Source organism: Rhizobium sp. RU33A (assembly GCF_900156055.1).
Lineage (GTDB): Bacteria > Pseudomonadota > Alphaproteobacteria > Rhizobiales > Rhizobiaceae > Allorhizobium.
Map to the genome: position 1 here is coordinate 125,526 of NZ_FTMQ01000002.1, position 19,130 is coordinate 144,655.

Annotated in this window: 19 protein-coding genes; 2 read left to right on the top strand and 17 right to left on the bottom strand. The window is 63.2% G+C overall.

What is annotated here, in order from left to right:
- Positions 1-3: 3 nt before the first annotated feature.
- The 11 genes from pufM to BW978_RS06635 all read right to left on the bottom strand — a co-directional run bounded on the left by pufM (position 4) and on the right by BW978_RS06635 (position 9,913).
- Positions 4-969 (bottom strand): photosynthetic reaction center subunit M, encoded by a 966-nt coding sequence (gene pufM, locus BW978_RS06585; RefSeq protein WP_076393452.1) that lies wholly within the window; start codon positions 967-969, stop codon positions 4-6.
- A gap of 13 nt (positions 970-982) precedes the next feature.
- Positions 983-1,828, bottom strand: coding sequence for a photosynthetic reaction center subunit L (gene pufL / locus BW978_RS06590; RefSeq protein WP_076393454.1), 846 nt, complete (start codon positions 1,826-1,828; stop codon positions 983-985).
- Between the two features lie 99 nt (positions 1,829-1,927).
- Positions 1,928-2,125 carry a light-harvesting antenna LH1, alpha subunit gene (gene pufA, locus BW978_RS06595; protein ID WP_076393456.1) on the bottom strand — a complete coding sequence of 66 codons (198 nt, stop codon included), beginning with the start codon at positions 2,123-2,125 and terminating at the stop codon, positions 1,928-1,930.
- Between the two features lie 12 nt (positions 2,126-2,137).
- Complete coding sequence (gene pufB, locus BW978_RS06600; protein ID WP_006724822.1) at positions 2,138-2,359, bottom strand: light-harvesting antenna LH1, beta subunit; 222 nt, start codon at positions 2,357-2,359, stop codon at positions 2,138-2,140.
- A 113-nt stretch (positions 2,360-2,472) separates the two neighbouring features.
- On the bottom strand, positions 2,473-2,706 hold the full coding sequence (locus BW978_RS06605) for a hypothetical protein (RefSeq protein ID WP_139330372.1): 234 nt from the start codon (positions 2,704-2,706) through the stop codon (positions 2,473-2,475).
- A 44-nt stretch (positions 2,707-2,750) separates the two neighbouring features.
- Positions 2,751-4,202, bottom strand: coding sequence for a chlorophyllide a reductase subunit Z (gene bchZ, locus BW978_RS06610; RefSeq protein WP_076393460.1), 1,452 nt, complete (start codon positions 4,200-4,202; stop codon positions 2,751-2,753).
- Entirely contained in the window at positions 4,196-5,773 is a 1,578-nt protein-coding gene (bchY, locus tag BW978_RS06615) for a chlorophyllide a reductase subunit Y (protein ID WP_083697521.1), read from the bottom strand. The genes bchZ and bchY overlap by 7 nt, the downstream gene beginning before the upstream one ends.
- A gap of 15 nt (positions 5,774-5,788) precedes the next feature.
- Positions 5,789-6,796, bottom strand: a complete 1,008-nt coding sequence (locus BW978_RS06620) for a chlorophyllide a reductase iron protein subunit X (protein ID WP_076393463.1) — start codon at positions 6,794-6,796, stop codon at positions 5,789-5,791.
- The gene (bchC, locus tag BW978_RS06625; RefSeq protein ID WP_076393465.1) at positions 6,793-7,731 is read right to left on the bottom strand and encodes a chlorophyll synthesis pathway protein BchC; all 939 of its coding nucleotides are present in this window, start codon (positions 7,729-7,731) and stop codon (positions 6,793-6,795) included. Before bchC ends, BW978_RS06620 begins: the two co-directional genes overlap by 4 nt.
- A gap of 114 nt (positions 7,732-7,845) precedes the next feature.
- Positions 7,846-9,042: a methyltransferase gene (locus BW978_RS06630; protein WP_083697522.1), complete on the bottom strand. Its 1,197-nt coding sequence runs from the start codon at positions 9,040-9,042 to the stop codon at positions 7,846-7,848.
- Positions 9,043-9,046: 4 nt separating this feature from the next.
- Positions 9,047-9,913, bottom strand: a complete 867-nt coding sequence (locus BW978_RS06635) for a polyprenyl synthetase family protein (RefSeq protein ID WP_076393467.1) — start codon at positions 9,911-9,913, stop codon at positions 9,047-9,049.
- 109 nt (positions 9,914-10,022) lie between these two features.
- Between BW978_RS06635 and crtD the strand changes: the two genes are divergently transcribed.
- Entirely contained in the window at positions 10,023-11,606 is a 1,584-nt protein-coding gene (gene crtD / locus BW978_RS06640) for a 1-hydroxycarotenoid 3,4-desaturase CrtD (protein WP_076393469.1), read from the top strand.
- Complete coding sequence (locus BW978_RS06645; RefSeq protein WP_076393471.1) at positions 11,603-12,454, top strand: carotenoid 1,2-hydratase; 852 nt, start codon at positions 11,603-11,605, stop codon at positions 12,452-12,454. Before crtD ends, BW978_RS06645 begins: the two co-directional genes overlap by 4 nt.
- Here the strand turns inward: BW978_RS06645 and BW978_RS23515 are convergent.
- The 6 genes from BW978_RS23515 to bchI are packed head-to-tail and all read right to left on the bottom strand — an operon-like array spanning position 12,451 to position 19,124.
- Complete coding sequence (locus BW978_RS23515; RefSeq protein ID WP_175616854.1) at positions 12,451-12,615, bottom strand: hypothetical protein; 165 nt, start codon at positions 12,613-12,615, stop codon at positions 12,451-12,453. The two genes, BW978_RS06645 and BW978_RS23515, sit on opposite strands and share 4 nt — an antisense overlap.
- Positions 12,608-13,777: a phytoene/squalene synthase family protein gene (locus BW978_RS06650; protein ID WP_076393474.1), complete on the bottom strand. Its 1,170-nt coding sequence runs from the start codon at positions 13,775-13,777 to the stop codon at positions 12,608-12,610. The genes BW978_RS23515 and BW978_RS06650 overlap by 8 nt, the downstream gene beginning before the upstream one ends.
- Entirely contained in the window at positions 13,774-15,345 is a 1,572-nt protein-coding gene (locus BW978_RS06655) for a phytoene desaturase (protein WP_076393476.1), read from the bottom strand. Before BW978_RS06655 ends, BW978_RS06650 begins: the two co-directional genes overlap by 4 nt.
- On the bottom strand, positions 15,342-16,250 hold the full coding sequence (bchO, locus tag BW978_RS06660; RefSeq protein WP_076393478.1) for an alpha/beta fold hydrolase BchO: 909 nt from the start codon (positions 16,248-16,250) through the stop codon (positions 15,342-15,344). Before bchO ends, BW978_RS06655 begins: the two co-directional genes overlap by 4 nt.
- Positions 16,247-18,082 (bottom strand): VWA domain-containing protein, encoded by a 1,836-nt coding sequence (locus tag BW978_RS06665; RefSeq protein WP_076393480.1) that lies wholly within the window; start codon positions 18,080-18,082, stop codon positions 16,247-16,249. The genes bchO and BW978_RS06665 overlap by 4 nt, the downstream gene beginning before the upstream one ends.
- A complete protein-coding gene (bchI, locus tag BW978_RS06670) occupies positions 18,075-19,124 on the bottom strand; it encodes a magnesium chelatase ATPase subunit I (protein WP_076393482.1) in 1,050 nt (349 codons plus the stop codon). The genes BW978_RS06665 and bchI overlap by 8 nt, the downstream gene beginning before the upstream one ends.
- Positions 19,125-19,130 lie beyond the last annotated feature (6 nt).

Here is a 19,130-nt window from a genome sequence, read left to right on the forward strand (position 1 = left end):
TCCTCAAAGCGCCGGGTCGACGACGCCGGGATAGCCCGGCAACGGGGACACGATCCCGTGGTTGATGCCCCAAAGGTACCAGTTGTCGACAACGGTGCCTGTCAGCAGGATGCCGATGCCGCCGGTGATCGGGGTCAGAATGGCGAACCACCAGGCCCAGCGGTGGACGGATTCCATGGTGGCGTTAAAGCCCATGGTCCATCTCCAGAAGAGGGCTGCGCGTTCGGAAGCGGTGCCGCGATCGGTGATCTGTTCCAGCTCGCGCTCACCTCCATACTTGCCGACGGCCAGGATCGTCGCGCCATGCATCGCAAAGAGCAGTACCGAGCCATAAAGGAAGACGATCGAGAGGCAGTGGAACGGGTTGTAGTAGAGGTTGCCGTAGCGGATCGAGAAAGCCGCCGTCCAGTCGAGATGCGGGAAGATGCCGAAGGGCACGGCTTCCGAGAAGTTGCCCATCAACAGCGGACGGATGAAGCCGAGCACCAGGAAGAGCCAGATTGCTGCTGCAAAGGCCCAGGCGACATGAGTCCCCATCTCGAGCTGGCGTGCCCGACGATAGACGCGTACCCACCACAAAAGGACCGAGATGGTGAGGAAGAAGCCCGCGATCAGCCACCAGCCACCTTCCGCGAGCGGCGGCAGGACCTTCAGGCCGTATTGTGCTGACGGCGGTTCTAGCCCCAGCCAGAAGAGTTGGCGTACGAACTGGATCGGATCCCAGCCGACCGAAGCCAGCATGTTGAGACCAATGATCTCGAAGGCGATGAAGCCGAAGACCAGCGAGAGCGTCCCGAGATAGCCGAGATAGATCGGTCCGATCTGGGCGTTGCCGATCATGCCGAACAGTTGCACCAGCATTGGCTTGCCGACGCGCGGACTATCGCCGGCGGGCAGAGGCATGCCTTCTTCCAGCGGACCGCTGACCTGTATCGGTGTGATGATGTTTTGATATTGCGCTAAGAACATGGTCCGGTCCCCCTCAGTTCCAGATCGGCAGCGTCAGCCACCAGTTCCACCATTGCGGCCAGCCCTGGTTCCAGAACGGTCCGCTGATGACGATGCAGACGGCGCTCCAGAAGCCCGCGTTCAGCGCCAGGATCAGGCCGAGGCGGTGGATGCCGAGCGTGCCGATCGAGTAGCCGATGATGTCGCGGAAGAAGGTATCTTCATATTCAGGCGTCTTCACTTCGGCCTGCTTTCCGGCTTCCGTGATCGATGAACCTGGATTGGCGGCTGACAGAATGAGGCCACCATGCAGAGACAGTGCAAGCGTCGTAGTGAAGAAGAAGGTCACCGCGATCATGTGCGCCGGATTGTAATGGAAATGCAGATATTGGTAGCCAACGTTCGAAACCCAGTCGAGATGGCTGAAGATGCCGTAGGGAAAGCCATGCCCCCAGGCGCCGAGCAGCAACGGACGGATAACGACGAGCGTCGCATAGGCGAAGATCGCGACGGAGAAGGCAAAGGGTACGTGGTAGCCCATGCCGAGCTTGCGGCAGATCTCCACTTCTCGCAGCGCCCAGGATATGAAGGCGCCCAGCGCGCAGACGGTCACGATCTGCCAGAGGCCGCCTTCCTTTAGTGGCGCCAGCGCCAGACCGTAGGAGAGGTCGGGTGGCGCGATCGAGATCCGCCAGATGTTCCACGTCGGACCGATGGCCGCGCCATAGATCAGAAGTGCCGTCCCGAGGATCGCGAAGAATGCCGTGGTGACTCCGAAGAACCCCACATAGAAGGGCCCTACCCAGAAATCGAAGAGATCGCCTCCGAGTAGCGTCCCGCCTCGTACGCGATATTTGCGTTCAAAACTCAGCAGCGCCATGTTCGTTTCCTCCAGAGGTGATCAGCCAGGCGGCGTTGTCGGGTCATGCCATTTGGCGGCGGGCGAGACCGAAGTGCCGCCCGCTGCCGTCTTGGTTCTTCAGCCAATGAGCCGGAGATCCACACCTTCAGAGATGGAATGCTCGATTGAACTGGTGGTCAGGGGCTTGCCCTCCAGCCAGTTGAAGCGTTCCGTGCTCAGCAGGATGAAGTGGATCAGGATCGCAAGCGTGAACAGGAATACAGACAGTGCAACCAGCGCTTTGCGCGGGTCGAACATAAGCCAGACTCTCCACATATCGCGTCCTCCTCAGGTCAACATCGGCAGAAGCGTGAGAGCCGTCTGGTTTATGCCCTCGAGAGAGCTGTAACCTTCCGGACCCGGGATCCAGGGACGCCACATCCAGACCAAGATATGCGCGACGATGGCAATCGCCGTGAATATCATGAAGCCTTGGATGAAGAATCCATGGACCTCGCGCGCTTCGCTTTCGGTCAGACCCGAAAGCGAAACATTTGATGTTTCAGCCATCAAATTCACCTCCTAGTCTCGAACACCGCGGCGCCCCCGCGGCAGGGTTTCGGAAGGTCGATAAGACCCTCCGGGTTTCTGCCGGTGTCGAGAACACCGGCAAAGGGATCGGGTTACGCGTGGAAGGCGTAACCGGCAGCTGCGTAGGCCGAGGAGCGAGCCTCGGCGAAGATCGATTGAGCGGGCCGCTCGGCGGCCTCTTCCGCGTGGCCCGTCATGCGCGACGCGACGGCCGCAAACAGGCAGAGCGGATAAAGCAGCAGATAGAGGCGCCGCATGTTCTGGCGCTCGGACTGGCGGGCGCGATGTCGACGCAGGTCCTGATCGGATCGGGTTGCAGTGATCATGGCTTTGCCTCCAGTTGTCCCGTTGATGGGTCTCGTTCCGGTGTTCATGCGTAGGCTCCCTCGAGGCGGGCGGCCGTTTCGACATGATCGCGGGTAACTTCGTTGTCTTCGGCGCGGCGGGCCTCGCGTTCCGCTGCTTCCCGCAGCCGCTTGGCGGCCGAGATGCGGACGAGGACCGGCTCGTTGCCGATGAATTTTTCAAGCGATGCCTGGGCATCGGATTGCCAGGCCATCTCCGTGCGTGGACGGGCGGTTGTCGCCTCGATCGCATCGAGCTCTCCGGCGCGCGGCAGGATGTCGAACAGCATGTCGAACAGCGCGTTGCAGACTTCCTGGATCAGCCAGGCCGCACCCGAATAGCCCATGACAGGCGTGCCGGGATGGCGGCGGACGATGGCGCCCGGATAGGAGAGCTGCACGAACTTGCCGCGGGCACCGCGCTCGGCCATGTACATCCGCTCGTTGAACGAGCCGAACATGATCATCGGCGGCTTCTTGGCCGTGAGCTCCGCGACCTCGATGTTGTCGGTCTTCGAGCCCGCCTTGCGGGGGATCGCGAAGTTGCAGGGCAGGCCCATCTCTTCCTCAAGGAAGTTGCGTATGCCGCGCACATAGGTCTCGTTCGCCACGATCGCGAAACTCGCGGTCGCAAAGAAGTCCTGGGTGACGGAGCGCCACAGATCCCAGAGCGGCTTCAGCGTCGTGTGCTTTTCCTTCAGGATGAAGGGTTCAGGGTCGAGCCCGAGCATGTCGCCAAGTTCGCGCAGGAAGGCCGTCGTCGAATGGATGCCTATCGGCGCCTGCAGATAGGGACGGTCGAGCGTCTCGCAGAGCAGACGGCCGAACTCGCGGTAGAGGCAGATATTGGCATCGGCATCGGCGAGCTTGCGGACGTCTTCCAGATGGCTGCCCAAGGGGAAGACCATGTTGATCTCGGCGCCAAGGCCTTCGACGAGGCGGCGGATCTCGGCGAGATCCGAGGGCATGTTGTAGGTGCCGTAGATCGGGCCGATGATGTTGACGCGGGGCTTGGCACCTTCCGGACGTCTGCGCGGTGCGGGCACCTTGCCGCCCTTGGGGCCGAATTCGGTCCAGAGCCATTTCAGGGCGCGATCGGCGCTCTGCCACTGATCCTCGTCGATGGTGCGCGGCAGGAAGCGGACGATGTTGGAACCTTCCGGCGTCACCCCGCCGCCGATCATTTCGGCGATCGAACCTGTGACGACGACGGCCGGCAGGTCCGGATCGAGCGCCAGGCGAGCCCGCTTCATCGCGCCTTCGGTGCCATGCTGGCCAAGTTCGTCTTCCGACAGGCCGGAGACGACGATCGGCAATTCGTGCGGAGGCAGGGCGTCCGTGTAGTGGAGCACCGAAGTGACGGGCAGGTTCTCGCAGCCCACCGGTCCATCGATGATGACCTGGAGGCCCTTGATCGCGGTGAAGGCATAAACGCTGCCCCAATAGCCGCCGGCTCTGTCGTGGTCGAGGATCAGCATCCGACGCTCTCCCCATTGTCGACGGCGTTGCGGGACTGCTTGACCTTGGCGGCGAATTTCTTGCGATAGGCGCTGCGGTCTTCTGGCACTTTTTCCCAGATGCCTGCGCTATCGCCCGAGCCGACGCCTTCAAAGAAGGCGTTCATGGCGAGGAAGCGGTCCTTGTTGCCAATCGCGGCGTTGATAACGGCCGGAAGCGAGGCGACGCCGGCTGGTCCCATCAGGGGACGGGCAGAGATCAGATTGGTGAAGTAGAGGGCCGGGGTGGCGCTCTCCTTGGCCTTCTGCACCACGGGGGTCGTGCCGATGGCGAGATCTGGCTTGAACTCATGGAAGGCGGCGAGGTCCTGCTCCAGCGATGCGCGGAAGCGCAGCTGCACACCATGCGCGGCAAGCCATTCGGCGTCTTCACTGTTGTAAGGTGTCTTCGGACAGGCCGTGCCGACATAGCGGAGATCTGCACCGAGTTCGACGAGCAGGCGAGCGACCAGCAGTTCGGAGCCTTCATAGCCTGACAGCGTGATGCGGCCGTTGATCTTGTGCTCGGCGAGTGCCGCCTTGATTGCGCCGCGCATCGCATTGCGGCTGATATTGGTTTTTGCTTCGGCAATGCCGCAGCTGTCACCGATCGCCTTCAGCCAGGCATCCGTTCCGTCGATACCCACAGGGGCAGAGCCGACGATCGGGCGGCCGGCCGCCTGGAATTCACGGATGCTCGCCGTATAGAACGGGTGGATTGCGGCAACGACGGCGCAATCGAGAGCGGAATAGAGCTCGCGCCATTCGCGGACGGGAACGGTCGGGCCGGCAGCAAGGCCCATCGGCTCCAGCATGCCACCGATGACAACGGGGTCAACCGGGAACATTTCTCCGAGCAGGGTGACGGTCGGCCTGTCCTTCAGCCCGCCGCGCGGACGCTGGACCGGGCCTTCGCCGATTTCCTGGCGGGCATAGGCGAGCATCGCGCCTGATAGAACGTCCTTGGCTTCTGCATGGGTCGGGACACCAAAGCCGGGAACATCGATGCCGACGATGCGGACGCCATCGATTTCGCGTGGCAGCATCCGAAGCGGCACACCGGAGGCCGAGGGAACGCAGAGGTTGGTGACGACGACGGCGTCGAATTTCTCTGGATCCGCCATCTGGTGCACGGCCTCGACGATGTCTTCGTAGAGTTTGCCGGTGACCAAGGTCTCCGAGTTAAACGGCACGTAGCCGACAGAGCGCTTGGCGCCGTAGAAATGCGATGTGAAGGTCAGGCCGTAGACGCAGCAGGCCGAGCCCGAGAGGATCGTGCCGACGCGGCGCATGCGAAGGCCGACGCGGAGCGATCCGAAGGCGGGGCACATGGATTGCGGCTGGTCATGCGGGCCCTTGGGGTAGTCAGCCTCGAAGCGATCCATCAATTCGCCCTGGCCGGCCGCACGGGCGGCTGCCTTGGAGAGCTCTGCGCCGCCGTGGCAACCGATACCATTTCCGTCTGCACCGTCTGCAAGGACGGCGGCATCGTTGCCGACGGGAGCGATCCCGTTGGCGTCGTCCGGCTCGAATTCCTTGCGAAGGTCATCCATGATGCTCACCTAATCTCAGACGTTGTCGTAGACGACTTCCAGCGACGGCCGTTTCAGCGCGCCCGTGGCGCACATGTCTTCCGGCAGGGCTGGTTGGAGCTTGTAATCGGCGCCTGTCTCGCTGGCGTCGAAGAGGCCGAGCAGGCCGTCCTGATCGAGTGGCTTGGGCAAGACGGGTGGGGCTTCGGCGAGATTGATCGACAGCGCCTCGAAGAGCGGGCCCCATTGGCTCTCATGCGTGCCGATGATCTGGTAATTGGCGCTCTTGCGGCGGATATCGTCATCCTGCGGGATCGACGCTAGCACCGGGATGCCAACCGCGTCCGCAAATGCCTGGGCCTCGCCCGTGCCGTCGTCCTTGTTGATGACAAGGCCTGCCACGCCGACATTGCCGCCGAGATTGCGGAAGTATTTCACCGCGGAGCAGACATTGTTGGCGACGTAGAGCGACTGCAGGTCATTCGACCCGACAACGACGACCTTCTGGCACATGTCACGGGCGATCGGCAGGCCGAAGCCGCCGCAGACCACGTCGCCTAGGAAGTCGAGCAGAATGAAATCGAAGTCCCAGTCGTGGAAGCCGAGCTTTTCCAGCGTTTCAAAGCCGTGGATGATGCCGCGGCCACCGCAGCCTCGACCGACTTCCGGCCCGCCGAGTTCCATGGCGTAGACGCCGTCGCGCTTGAAGCAGACATCCGAGATCGAGACTTCCTGGCCGGCTTCTTTCTTGCGCGAGGCGGTCTGGAGAATCGTTGGGCAGGCGCGTCCACCGAACAGCAGTGACGTGGTGTCGCTCTTGGGATCGCAGCCGATCAAAAGGACCTTCTTGCCGAGCTGGGCCAGCATGTAGGAGAGATTGGCGAGCGTGAAGCTCTTGCCGATGCCGCCCTTGCCGTAGATAGCAATGATCTGCGTTTCCTTGGTCACCTTGCCGGTCGCCGGGGCATCGGGTTCGATGGCGGCTTCTTCACGAAGGTTTTCCTGCAGGCGCTCCAGGCCGTCTTGTGCGAGGTCGAGGCTCATGCAGCATTCCTCCAGTCGATGATCATTTTCAGGCAGTCGGGGTTGTTGAACGCGGTCCGATAGGCGGAGGCCGCGTCCGCGGGGGCAGAATGGTGGGTAATCAGGCCGCCTAAGGAAAGACGGCCGGCGTCGCCAAGCGCGAGCACCGCCTGCACGTCGTCAGGCGTAAATTCCGCGGAGATGGCGATCGAGGCTTCCTTCATGAAGGCCGCCGGGAAGGCAAAGTCGACCCGTTCTCCATAGAAGCCGGCGAGCACGAGTTCTCCGCGCCGGTTGAGGCGCTGAATGGCCTTGTCGACAACGCTGGGGTCGCCGCTTGCATCGATGATCACGTCGTGACGCTTGTCGCCGGCTGCTTCCGGTGCCTCAACGGCATATCCGGTGGCTCCATCGCGGCGGGCAAGGCGTGTTTCCCATACGGTCGGGGCAGAGTGTCCGGTTGCCATGACAATTCGGGCAATCAGTCGGCCAAGAACGCCGTGGCCTATGATAAGTGTGGCTGGATGTGCCGATCGGCAGACGGCGTGGTGTGCGGTTGCCGCCAACGCGAGCAGGGCTGCCTCTTCCTCGTGCCGAAATTGGGTCTTGACGGTGCGGGCACCGGGAACCACGAGCCTTGCGGCGCTGGCACCGAACAGTCCGGCAGCATCTTCATAACAATTGGCGCCCGGGACGAAGACCTGATCGCCGACGGAACGGCCCGAGTCGGGCCCAGCCTCGATCACCGTGCCAACTGTTTCATAGCCAGGGACGAGGGGATAACGCATGCCCGGAAAGGCTGGCATGGTGCCCTCGTAGAGCATCTTTTCGGTGCCACTCGAGATGCCGCTGAAGCGGGATTCGACAACCACGTCCGACGCCTCGGGCGCACGGAGCGCCAATCGCCTGACGGCGAGTATTCCCGGTTTTTCAAAGACGATGGCTGAACTGCGCATTGTCGTGCCCTCCCCGGACACGGGATGCTCTTCTGCTCCCAATTGTCATCTTAAGATTACGGTTCAAAGTGTCAATCTAAATTTACACTTTGAACCGTTAAGTTCAGTGGACAATCAGCGCCTGGCGATGATGAGGCCTGCCAGAAGGGGATTGGCAGTGGTGGCAACCCCGGCACCTGTGAAGCCACTGCGGGCCAGAAGGGCGATGATTTCACCGGCGGTCCGGCAGCGGCCGGATCCCATGGCGGTGAAATAGCTGGTGAAATAGATAGCTGCGAGATTGGGGCCGTCCGCCGTGCCGGCCATGGCTTCCGCGACCAGGAGATGGGTGCCGGGTGCGAGATGCCGGTGCAGGTTGGCAAGGATCTTCAGGACGCGGTCGTCATCGTGATCGCAGAGAATCCGGATCAGCGTCACGCAGTCCTGGTCGGCCGGAATGGGATCGCGCGTGAAATCACCGGGGTGCAGTCTACTGCGGTTCAAAAGACCGCACTCCTGCAGGTGATGGGTTGCAAGCTGGGTGACGGCAGGCAGGTCGAACAGCGCGAGCCGTGTCGAGGGATGCCGCGCGCCCATGGCTGCGAGGAATGCGCCTTCGCCGCCGCCAACATCAAGGACGGATCGGTATTGGCCGAAGTCGTGGGATGAAAGAAGGCAGTCGGCCAGCATCGCCTGGCTCTCGCGCATCAGGGCGGAGTAGGGCGCGGCCTCCTCGTTGCCGAGGCTGGCGGGGTCGCTGCCCCTTACATAGGCCCAGTATCGCCGAAGTTCGGTGTCGCCGTGATTGCCGCGCCAAAAGGAGGGCGCATCGGCGAGATCGCGGTATAACATGTCATGGTGCCGGATCATCTCCCGCAGACCGCGGTCGGCGGCGAGTACCGTTCCGGCATCGGAGAGCAGCCAGAGATCGGGGGCGAGGCTGACGACGAGATCGAGCCTTCTTGCCTGCTCAAGTAGACGCCGCATGGCATCCGACGGCATGCCGCAGCGTGCAGCAATTGCATTCGTGGACAATGCCTCGCCGTCCAGGGCCTCGAACACTCCTAGACCCACACATGCAGACAGGATCTGGGTGTGGACGAAGCCTGTTGTCAGGCGAAACAGATGATTGGCCTTGCGGTTGGCGATCTGCCGCAGCAGCGGCATCCGCGAAACAAACGCGCGGAAGCGGGGCGAGGCGATCTGGCGGCTTCGCCAGAGACGAATACCGATCGCGACCGACTGCAGGAGGCTTTGTCGACGCTCCGATCGCGCCTCGCTGGTGCGGATCGGCGGGCTGGCATCGAAGCCTCTTCCGCCTCCGGTATCCATGATCTTACGCCGCGCTGGTGGCGAGCGTCTTCGGCATCAGCCGTGTCGCTTCGTTGCGGATCATCGCGCGGAAAGCTTCCGCACCGGGGCAGTCGGGCACACTCTCGACGGCTTCGGTGACAAGACGCTTCAGACGAACCAGTGCTGCTTCGAGGCCGATGCTTGCGACGATGTTGGGCTTCCCGTTGCGGCTGTCCTGTCCGGCCGGTTTGCCGGCATCGGACTGTCCCACCGCGTCATAGAGATCGTCGGCCACCTGGTAGGCAGCGCCAAGCGCGTCTGCGAGTACCAGCCATTCACGCGGGTTGCCACCCGAGGCGATGGCGCCGGTCGACACGGCGCCGCTGAACAGCGAGGCAGTCTTGGCGCGATGATAGGCGGCGATGTTGATTTCGGGTTCGCTTTCCCAGGCCTGGCCGGCGACGAGGCCATAGGGGCTGCCCACAGCATTGGCGATGGTGGCGATCATCGGTGCAGTCAGCAACGGTGTCTGCTGTGTTTCCCGGGCGACCGTCTCGAAAGCTGCGATGATCAGGCCGTCGCCGACAAGAAGTGCTATCTCTTCGCCGAATTGGGCATGCACACTCGGCGCGCCTCGACGCGTCATCGCATTGTCGAAGCATGGCATGTCGTCATGCACCAGGGATGCGCAATGCAGGAGTTCGATGGCCACGGCAGCACTGTCGGCGGCGTTCGGCTCGCGGTCACCGCAGGCGGCCGCGACAGCAAGGCAAAGCCGTGGCCTTATGCGCGCACCACCGGGAAACACCGCATGCCTCAGGGCTTTCGCCAGGATGGGTGGGCATCCGTTGGCGGTCGCATAACGCAAGGCGCGCTGCATGCCGGTTTCGATGCGCTCGGGGAAATCCATTGGGTTGACCTCCGGAGAATGCGCTGTTGTAAATTTCACGCAACTCAATAATGTGTAAATCAAGATTGACACATTAAGTCCGTAAGTCAACTGGCCACAGGAGACGAAGGTGCCTGTTTCGACAGACGATACCGTGCTGGTGATCGGTGCCGGCATGGCTGGGCTCTCGGCTGCCATTCGAACCGCAGCTGCCGGATATCGCGTCGTCGTCTGCGAGGCGCAAACCGAGGCCGGCGGTAAGATGCGTCGTGTCGAAGTCGACGGCAAAGGCTTCGATGCGGGCCCGACGGTCTTGACGATGAAATGGGTCTTCGAGGCGCTTTTTGCCGCTGCAGGGCGCAGGATGGACGATGACCTCAAGCTGGTCCCATCCACCGTGATCGCGCGCCATTACTGGCGGGGCGGGGGCTGTCTCGATCTGCATGTCGACCAGGACGAAACGATCAGGGCCATCGGAGACTTTGCCGGACGGCGCGAGGCCGAGGGATATCGACGCTTCGCCGCCGACAGCCGACGGACGTTCGAGGTGTTGAAAGACAGTTTCATCGACGCCACCAGACCCAATCCGGTTTCCCTGTCTCGTCGCATCGGGCTCGGTCGGCCGGCTGATCTGCTCGCGATCAAGCCGTTCTCGACGCTCTGGTCGGCGCTTGGCAGCTATTTTTCCGATGCGCGCCTTCGCCAGCTTTTCGGCCGCTATGCCACTTATTGCGGCTCCTCGCCCTATCTGTCCCCAGCGACGCTGATGCTGGTCGCGCATGTCGAGCAGGAGGGTGTCTGGACCGTCGAGGGCGGGATCAGGGCGCTTGCCATGCGTCTCGAAGCGCTGGCTGTCGAGCTCGGCGTTGAGTTTCGCTATGGCGATCCCGTCAGCGAGATCCTCATCGATCCCTCGCGTCGGGCCGTGTCCGGTTTGGTCACCCGCAGTGGCCGAAAGGTCGAGGCTCGACAGATCGTCTATAACGGAGATGTCGCCGCGCTGCCCCGGCTGATCGGCGCCGCGCCTCCGGACCCAGCTCGCAGCCGGGCACAACGGTCTCTGTCAGCCCTTGTGTCCTGCAGCGTCGCCGAGCCCAAAGGTGTCGAGATTGCGCATCATACGGTGTTCTTTTCCGACGAGTACGAGCGCGAGTTCGAGGCGATCTTTAAACGGCGCGAGGCGCCTTCCGATCCGACCGTCTATCTCTGCGCTCAGGACCGCGATGCGACCGGTCGCCCGCAGGCCGGCGGTATCGGGCAGGAGCGCATCTATGCCCTGATGAACCTCCCGGCGGATGGCGATCGTCACCGGTTCGATGAAAGCGAGGTCAATGCATGTCTGAAGAGCATGGAACGGCGACTGTCACTGAACGGTCTGACGCTCTCGAACCAGCAGGGCTCGGCGAGTATCACCACGCCGGATCGCTTTGCGAGCCTCTATCCGGGAACGGGGGGTGCGCTATACGGGATGGCATCACACGGGTGGATGGCATCCTTCGCCCGGCCGGGATCGGAGGGGCCGTTGCCGGGACTTTATCTGGCGGGGGGCAGCGTACATCCGGGGCCGGGGCTGCCGATGGCGGCGCTGTCCGGCAAGCTCGCGGCCGAACGGTTGATGGCGGACCGGCCTTTGACCCGGCGGTCGCACCTAGCGGCTATCACTGGTGGTATGCAGACGGAACGAGCGACTGCGGACATTTCGCCTTCACGGTGATCGCCTTCATCGGCTCCGTGTTTTCGCCCTATTATCACTGGTCGGGCCGGCGTGATCCGGAAGAGCATATCGCTTTCAATGTTGCACTCTATGGGCCGCAAGGTCATGCCTGGGCGATGACCGAGCGTGGCAAGACCCGGCTCAATCGTGACAAGCACTCCCTGGCGATCGGCAATAGTTCGTTCCGCTACGATGGTTCAGGTTTCGTGATCAGCTTTAACGAGATCTTTCTGCCCTGGCCCGGACAGCGTTTGCTGCCAAAACGCATGCGTGGCGAAATCCGGCTAGCGCCGGATTTTCTCGGTGCGCTGGCCTATGGTCTCGATCCCGACGGGTTTCATACCTGGCAGCCGGTCGCCCCCAATGGGCGCGTCACCGTCGCCTGCGATGCGCTGCCCGATGGTGGATGGACGGGCACGGGCTATCACGACATGAACAATGGCGCCCGTCCGCTTGAGACGGATTTTTCCGGCTGGGACTGGGCCAGGGGCAATACGGGCGATGGCCGTACGGTGATCCTCTACGATTCCGTGCTTGCCGACGGGACAAACAGTCGTTTTGGGCTCGTCTGTGGTCGTGACGGTGCGATAGCGGACTTCGACCCCCCGCCCCGAAAACTTCTGAAGCGCGGGTTCTGGGGCGTTGGCGGCGGTATCGCCTGCGACGGTGGTCCAACTCCCGTCTTGAAAAGCGCGCTCGAAGACACGCCGTTTTACCGGCGTTCGCTGGTCGAAACGATGATCGCCGGGGATCCGGTCGAAATGATGCACGAGACGCTCGATTGTCGCCGACTGGCAAATCCGGTCGTCAGGCTGATGCTTCCGTTTCGCATGCCGCGCCGCGCCTAGTCGGTTTTCGGCTCGTCCGTAAGAGGCTGGCTCGCTTGCCGCTCGCGGGCTTCCGCTTCGAGCTTCGCCTTCTTCAGATCGCGCATCTGCCAGACGTAGAAGGCGATTGCCAGGCTGAAGATGAAGATGGCTTCGATGATGCCGAAATAATGCTCAAGCAAGGCTCGCCGCCTTTTCTCGCGCGGCCTCTCGGCGTCTCAGCGTCTCAAGTCGAGCGTCAGCATGCAGCCTCAGCAGAATGTCCGTCACCCGTCCCACTGCGGTCTCTCCATCAGAGGCTGGCGTGTCGGAGCGTTGCGTTGGTGACGTCTCCCGCAAGAGGCCACTCAGTGTCACCAGCGCGCGCGCTACGGGCTCGGTGCTTGCATGAAGGTCGCGCACAGCCGTCGCTGTCCAGCGGCTGTCGTCGTAGCGTGCCTTCAGCAGCAGGCCGAACTTGGTGCTGAGCCCTGTCGTCGCGCGATGGTTGACGCTGTCATACCCATTGTCCGCGATGCCCTGGCCGATCGCCTCATAGACCAAGGCGGCTGTGCGGATCGCGTGACGACAGGGTTTCGGCAAGCTTCGGATGCCGGCATGGCCGAGCCGGTAATGGCGGGCAGCCTCGTCGAGCAGCCGCCTGACCACCAGGCCGAGCGCGGGGGTGAATTGCGGATTTTTGAGGAAGGCCGCGACGTCGATACCCTGTTCTTCCAGCCAGTCGAGCGGCAGATAGAGTCTTCCGTTTCGCGCGTCTTCTCCGACATCGCGGGCGATGTTGGTCAGTTGCATCGCGATCCCGAGATCAGCCGCGCGGGCAAGTGCTGCCCTGTCGCTGACGCCCATCACCGATGCCATCATCAGCCCGACGCTTGCAGCAACACAGGTTGCATAGGCCTTTACGTCGTCGATGGTCGCGTGGCGCCGTCCGTCGAGATCCATGGCGAAGCCGTCGAGCAGGGCTTCGACGACCGGCTTGGCGATGGCATGGTCATGCACCACCCGTGCGAAGGCACGGTCGCAGGCAAAGGGCGCCGGGTCACCGGCATAGATCAGGTCCAGTCGCTCGCGCAGGCGCTGGAGGGCTGGCATGCCGCTGCGTGGATCATCGATCAGGTCGTCGGAATGCCGGCAGAAGGCATAGAGCGCTCGCGCGGCCTCGCGGGTCGGTCCTGGCAGAAGCAGAGAGGCGAGGTGAAAGGATTTCGACCCCCGGCGAATGGCGGCCGAACAGGCTCTTTGATCCTCGAAATCGCCTGAAAAGCCATAGTTCAAGAGAATTGGTCGACGGATCGCCGGACGTGCCAGATGGGCTTCGGAGTAGGACGTGTGTGTGTCTGTCATTGTGCAGATCCTCTTCCATTTCCTTCCCAATTGCCGGCAGGCAGGGTCGCCGGATCCGGCACCAGATCGGCGACGATGCGCGCCGACGACACGACACCGGGCAGACCTGCACCGGGATGGGTGCCGGCACCGCAGAGGAAGAGATTGTCGAGTTCCTCGCTCTTGTTGTGGGGGCGGAACCAGGCGCTCTGAAAGAGCTTGGGTTCAAGCGCGAAGGCGGCCCCCTGCCAGGAGAGAAGCTTGTCCCGGAAGTCGAGCGGGGTCGCAATTCGCGAGGAGACGATGCTCTCTGAAAGACCGGGCAGCATGGTTTCCTCGAGCCGTTCTTCGATCTTGCGCCGGTAGATTTCGGCTGCCTCGTTCCAGTCGGTCCCGCTTTGAAGGTTCGGCACCGGGCTCAAGACGTAGAAGGCATCCCCCCCGGGCGGAGCCAGAGAGGGATCGCTGGCCGTCGGTCGATGCAGGTAGAGGCTGAAATCGTCTGCGAGGCGGTGGTTCCGGAAGATGTCGTCTAGAAGTCCGCGATAGCGCGGGCCGAAGATCATCGTGTGATGCAGGACATCGTCATAGCGGCGGTTCGTGCCGAAGTACCAGACGAAGAGGCTCATCGAATAGTCGCCACGTTTGAGCTTGGCATCGGTCCAGCGTTTCCGGGGATGGTGCTTCAGGAGCGTGCCATAGGTGGTGGCGGGATCAGCATTCGAGATGACAATGTCGGCAGCGATCCGCTCGCCGGATGCCAGGCGTACGGCCGTTGCCCGACGCCCCTCCGTCTCGATTTCGGTCACTGTTTCATTCAGCCGTATCTGTCCGCCATTGCGGGTGACGAGCGATGCGATGCCGCGCACCAGCGCATTGGTGCCGCCGATGGCATGGTGCACGCCGTATTTGCTCTCGAGATGGGCGATCAGGCAGTAGAAAGAGGTGGCCGAGAAGGGATTGCCGCCGATCAGCAGCGGATGGAAGGAGAAGAGGGTGCGCAGCTTGTCGTTCTTGAAATGCTTCGAGACGACCGAATAGACGGAGCGATAGCCGCCCAGGCGCACCAGACCGGCAAGCGTCTTTGCCGTGAACAGCAGGCTGTGGAAGGGTTTGTGCGCCAGTTGCTCGAACGCAACTTCATAGATCCGCCGGCTCTCTTCGAGAAAACTGCGATAGCCCGCGACATCCCTGGGCTCGATCCTCGCGATCTGCGTTTCCATCGCCGCGCGGTCGCCGGAATAGTCGAAGACCGTACCGTCGTCGAAGCGCACTCGGTAAAAGGGGGTGTTTGGCCGGAGTTCGACATCGTCACTCAGGCGACCACCGCAGTCATGCCAGAGCTTTTCGAAAAGCCAGGGGGCGGTGATGATGGTCGGCCCGGCGTCGAAGGTGAAACCGTCTTGGCGATGGGCATAGGCCCGTCCACCGGGTTCGTCCAGCGGATCTATAATCGTGACGCGATAACCTTTGGCACCGAGCAGGGCACCGGTCGCGAGACCTCCGACACCCGCACCGATCACGACGGCATGCGGTCGGTTGTCGACGGGTTTGGGTCTGTGTCTGGGAAAACGGCTGGCGACATTCATGCTGCGTCCGCTCCGTTCGGTCTTTCGTTTCCGATGGCCTCGTCCAGCCACCGCACGATGTCGGCGGGCCGGCATTCATGCAGAAGGTGTCCGCCCGTGTCGGTCAGCACGAGCCGGCTCCCAGGAGCCTGTCGCGCTGCGTGGCTGGAGTTTTCGATCGGTACCATGGGGTCGTCCTTGGCGGCGATGAGCGTCATAGGAAAGGGCAGGCGCTGCAAGGTGGCGTCAAAGCGGGACAGGTCCCAGGCGGCCATCATGCCGAGCGCGCCTCGAACATGGGCGGGGGAGGCGAGCAACATGCGGTAGATCGCGCGCCCTTCCTCATCGATCGGTGAGCCGGTCGCGGTCAGCAGATTGCCGCCGAGCGGGGTCGCCCGTGACATCAGGGAAAACATCGAGGCGGAAAAGGGGTTGGCGAAGAGCGCCTTGGCCAGCGGCGAAAACAGTGCGTTGCCACGGATCGGCAGGTAGGCGCCATTGATGCCGATGACATGGCGCGGCACGGCAGAGGCCTTGCTGGCCGCCAGCGTGACGGCGATGGCCGCACCTGCCGAATGTCCAAGAATGACGGCGGGGCAGCGATCGAGCCCGGAGAGCAGTTCCGTGAGTGCCCGCACCATGCCGGGAAGCGAGAGGTCCGTTGGTCCGCGCGGACGGGTGAAGCCGTGGCCTGGGAGGTCAGGCGCCACGACGCGGAAGCGCGTGCTGAGCAGCGGCAGGAGATGCCGCCAGGAATGGGAGGACGCGCCTGTGCCGTGCAGCAGCAGGATCATCGGTGCGGTGTCCGGCCCCGCGATCTGGACATGCCAGTCACAAGCGTTGGTCTTCACGAACTGGCTTGCGCTGCGGTTCGGCCAGTTGCGGCCGTCCGTTTCCCAGTTCAGTCGATCGCGCCCGAGTGTCATGCGCGCGCCTCCTGCATCGAACGGTCCACAAGCTGCGACACATGACCGGCATCGGCTTTTCGCAAGATGTGCAAGTCGGCGCCGAGCATGCTTGCAAGAGTGGTCACGCTTTCGCGGGGGCGGCGTGCAATGTCGATGCAGATCGTCTTCAAGTCCCTGGATTTGCAGGTTCGGGCAAGACGCGAGAGTTCTTCGGCGGCCAGGGCCCGGTCAGGGGTGCCGTCAAGGGCGATGTTGCCGCTGCCATCGGTCAGCAGAACAAGCACAGGGCTGCTGCCGCGTCGCTCGACGGAGAGCGCCAGCTCAAGGCCGGCTTTCAGCCCCGCGGCAAGCGGCGTTGGCCCGCCGCCGGGAAGGGCGGCGAGTTTGCGTTTCGCGGCAGTGAGCGACCGGGTCGGTGGCAGAAGCAGCTCGGCGCTTGTGCCCCTGAAGGCGATCAAGGCTACTTCGTCGCGGCGGACATAACAGCGCGCCAGAAGCTGTTCGATCGCGCCCTTGGTTTCGCCGAGGCGTTCCAGTGCGGTGGAACCGGAGGCGTCGACGACAAAGATTGCCGTGGATGGGGCTGCATGGCGCAGACGCAGATACCGGAAGTCATCGCGGCTGACATAGGCGCGCGGCGCCGTGGTCCCTGTCGAAGAAAGTGGGTTCGCCACACCCAGAGCCTGACGTTGGGCCGCGCGGATACGCTGAAAGGGCGCTGCTGCGCGCAGGGTCGCGATGATGTCGGGCCGGGCCTCCGGATGGGGCGGCGCCAGCCCGATGCCGAAAGGCCGGCCCCGCCGGGTGTTCTTGTGCAGGTCACCAGATTTACCCGCCCCACCCGCATTGCGGCTGGGGCGCTGGGCGATGGTGAGCCAGGGATCTGCCGATAGCGCACCTGCCTTGATGGCCGCCAGCATTTCCGTCAGCGCGTCGAGCTGTGTCGGCTTGTCGGTATTGCTGTCTTGATCCTGATCGGCCGGGTCTGTCGAATCCGAGGGGCCGATCGGTTCTTCGTCGTGTTTCGGATGAGCATCTGTCGATGGATCCTCCGGCTGCTCGGCGGGCGCCTCAGCCTGAGGCGTCAGTCGCAGACCAAGGCACAGGCGAAGGGCTGTCAGCGCGTCGCGCTCCTCAACTGCCGTGCGGTCCTCGCGACACGCCAGAAGTCGTGCCGTGCGTGCGAGATGCGCCAATATGCGTGTCGAGCCATGGTCGGCCATCTGCGAGAGGGTGCCAAGGCCTTTCAGCAGTCGATCATTGATCGTCACATCCTGCCAATTGGTCAGCGAGTTCCACGGTCGTGCCGGCTCTGACTCCAGGGCGCTCACGTGATGCCAGCCGATGCCGTCGAGATCGATGCGCAGCGCGAGGTGATCGGCCAGTCCGCTGGAAAGCGGGGCTTCATCATCGAGGGATTCGTCGAGGGCGACCAGCAAAAAGCCGCTCTCTCGAGGTTGATCCATTGCGCGGGCGACCATAGCCGCGAGCGACGGATCGAGGCGCTCCGCCATGGGAACCATCAGTCCGCCGCCTTCGGCCCGAGCCAGAAGACCCTGTTGCCGGACGAGGCTTCCTGTGGCAGCGGTTGCCGCGAGATCGACGCCGCCTGAGAGATTGGCCGCAGATGTGCCGGGTGGCAGGCGGACAAAGCCGATCCCGAGGCGTTCCTGCAGGAGGGAAATGACGTGATCGCGTACGCCACCAGACCGGGCCTTGAGCCAGACGCCGCCAAGGCTGGCGCCTCCCAGGCCAAGTAGCTCGATCGCCAGCCGCGCATCCGCCCACAGTTCCGCGCCCCTGTCGTCAAGGGCCTTCTCATAGGCGTCGTGGGAACCAAGTTCAGCCATGGGCGTGACGGTCTTTGCCGGTGTCGTCGATCGACGCCAGAGCGCGCTCGATGCGGGGTGCAGACCCGGCATCGTCAAGTGGGTCGCGGCGCAGGCGGTGGCAAAGCACCATGGGTGCGATATCCGCGACATCGTCCCAGGTGACCAGCAGGCGCGCCGAAAGCGCGGCCGCGGCGCGACTTGCGCGCATCAGGGTCAGTTCGCCGCGCATGCCGTCGATCCCGAGACGCAAACAGAGCTGCGACATGCGCCTCACCACATGATCAGGGATCTCCACCTGACGGAGAATTTCTCGCGCGGCGATGACCCGGCGACCGATCGCCGCGTCGCGCTTGGACCAGAGCTTGATGAAACCGCGCGGATCCGTCTCGTAGGTATCACGACGACGGATCACCTCGATGCGTTGGTCGAGATCGTCGATGGTGCGGACGTCGACGGAAAGACCGAAGCGATCGAGCAATTGCGGTCTGAGATCTCCCTCTTCCGGATTGCCGCTGCCCACAAGGACGAAGCGTGCCGCGTGACGGATGCTCAGGCCTTCGCGCTCCACGACGTTGACGCCAGAGGCTGCTGCATCGAGGAGGAGGTCGACCAGATGGTCCTCCAGCAGGTTGATCTCATCAATGTAGAGGAAGCCGCGGTTGGCGGCGGCCAGGAGCCCGGGCTCGAAGTGCTTTTCCCCGGCGACCAGGGCCTTTTCGATGTCGAGCGAGCCGCAGACACGATCTTCCGTTGCGCCCAGAGGAAGATCGATCATCGGTGCGCGGTGCTTGACGACAGCAGGTGGCTTCAGGCCGCTCGAGGGATTGCAGATGGTGCAGGCGGGTTGCGGCTCTGCCGGAAGGCAGTTGTAGCGGCAACCGTCGCGCGTTTCGATCGGTGGCAGCAGCTCCGTCAGGGCGCGGACTGCCGTGGATTTTCCCGTGCCGCGATCGCCAAAGATCAGCACGCCGCCGAGCAGAGGCTCGACGGCCGCCATCAGGAGGGCCTTCTTCATGTCCTCCTGGGCGACGATGGCGGCGAATGGGAACGGTTGGGCCATGGGTCC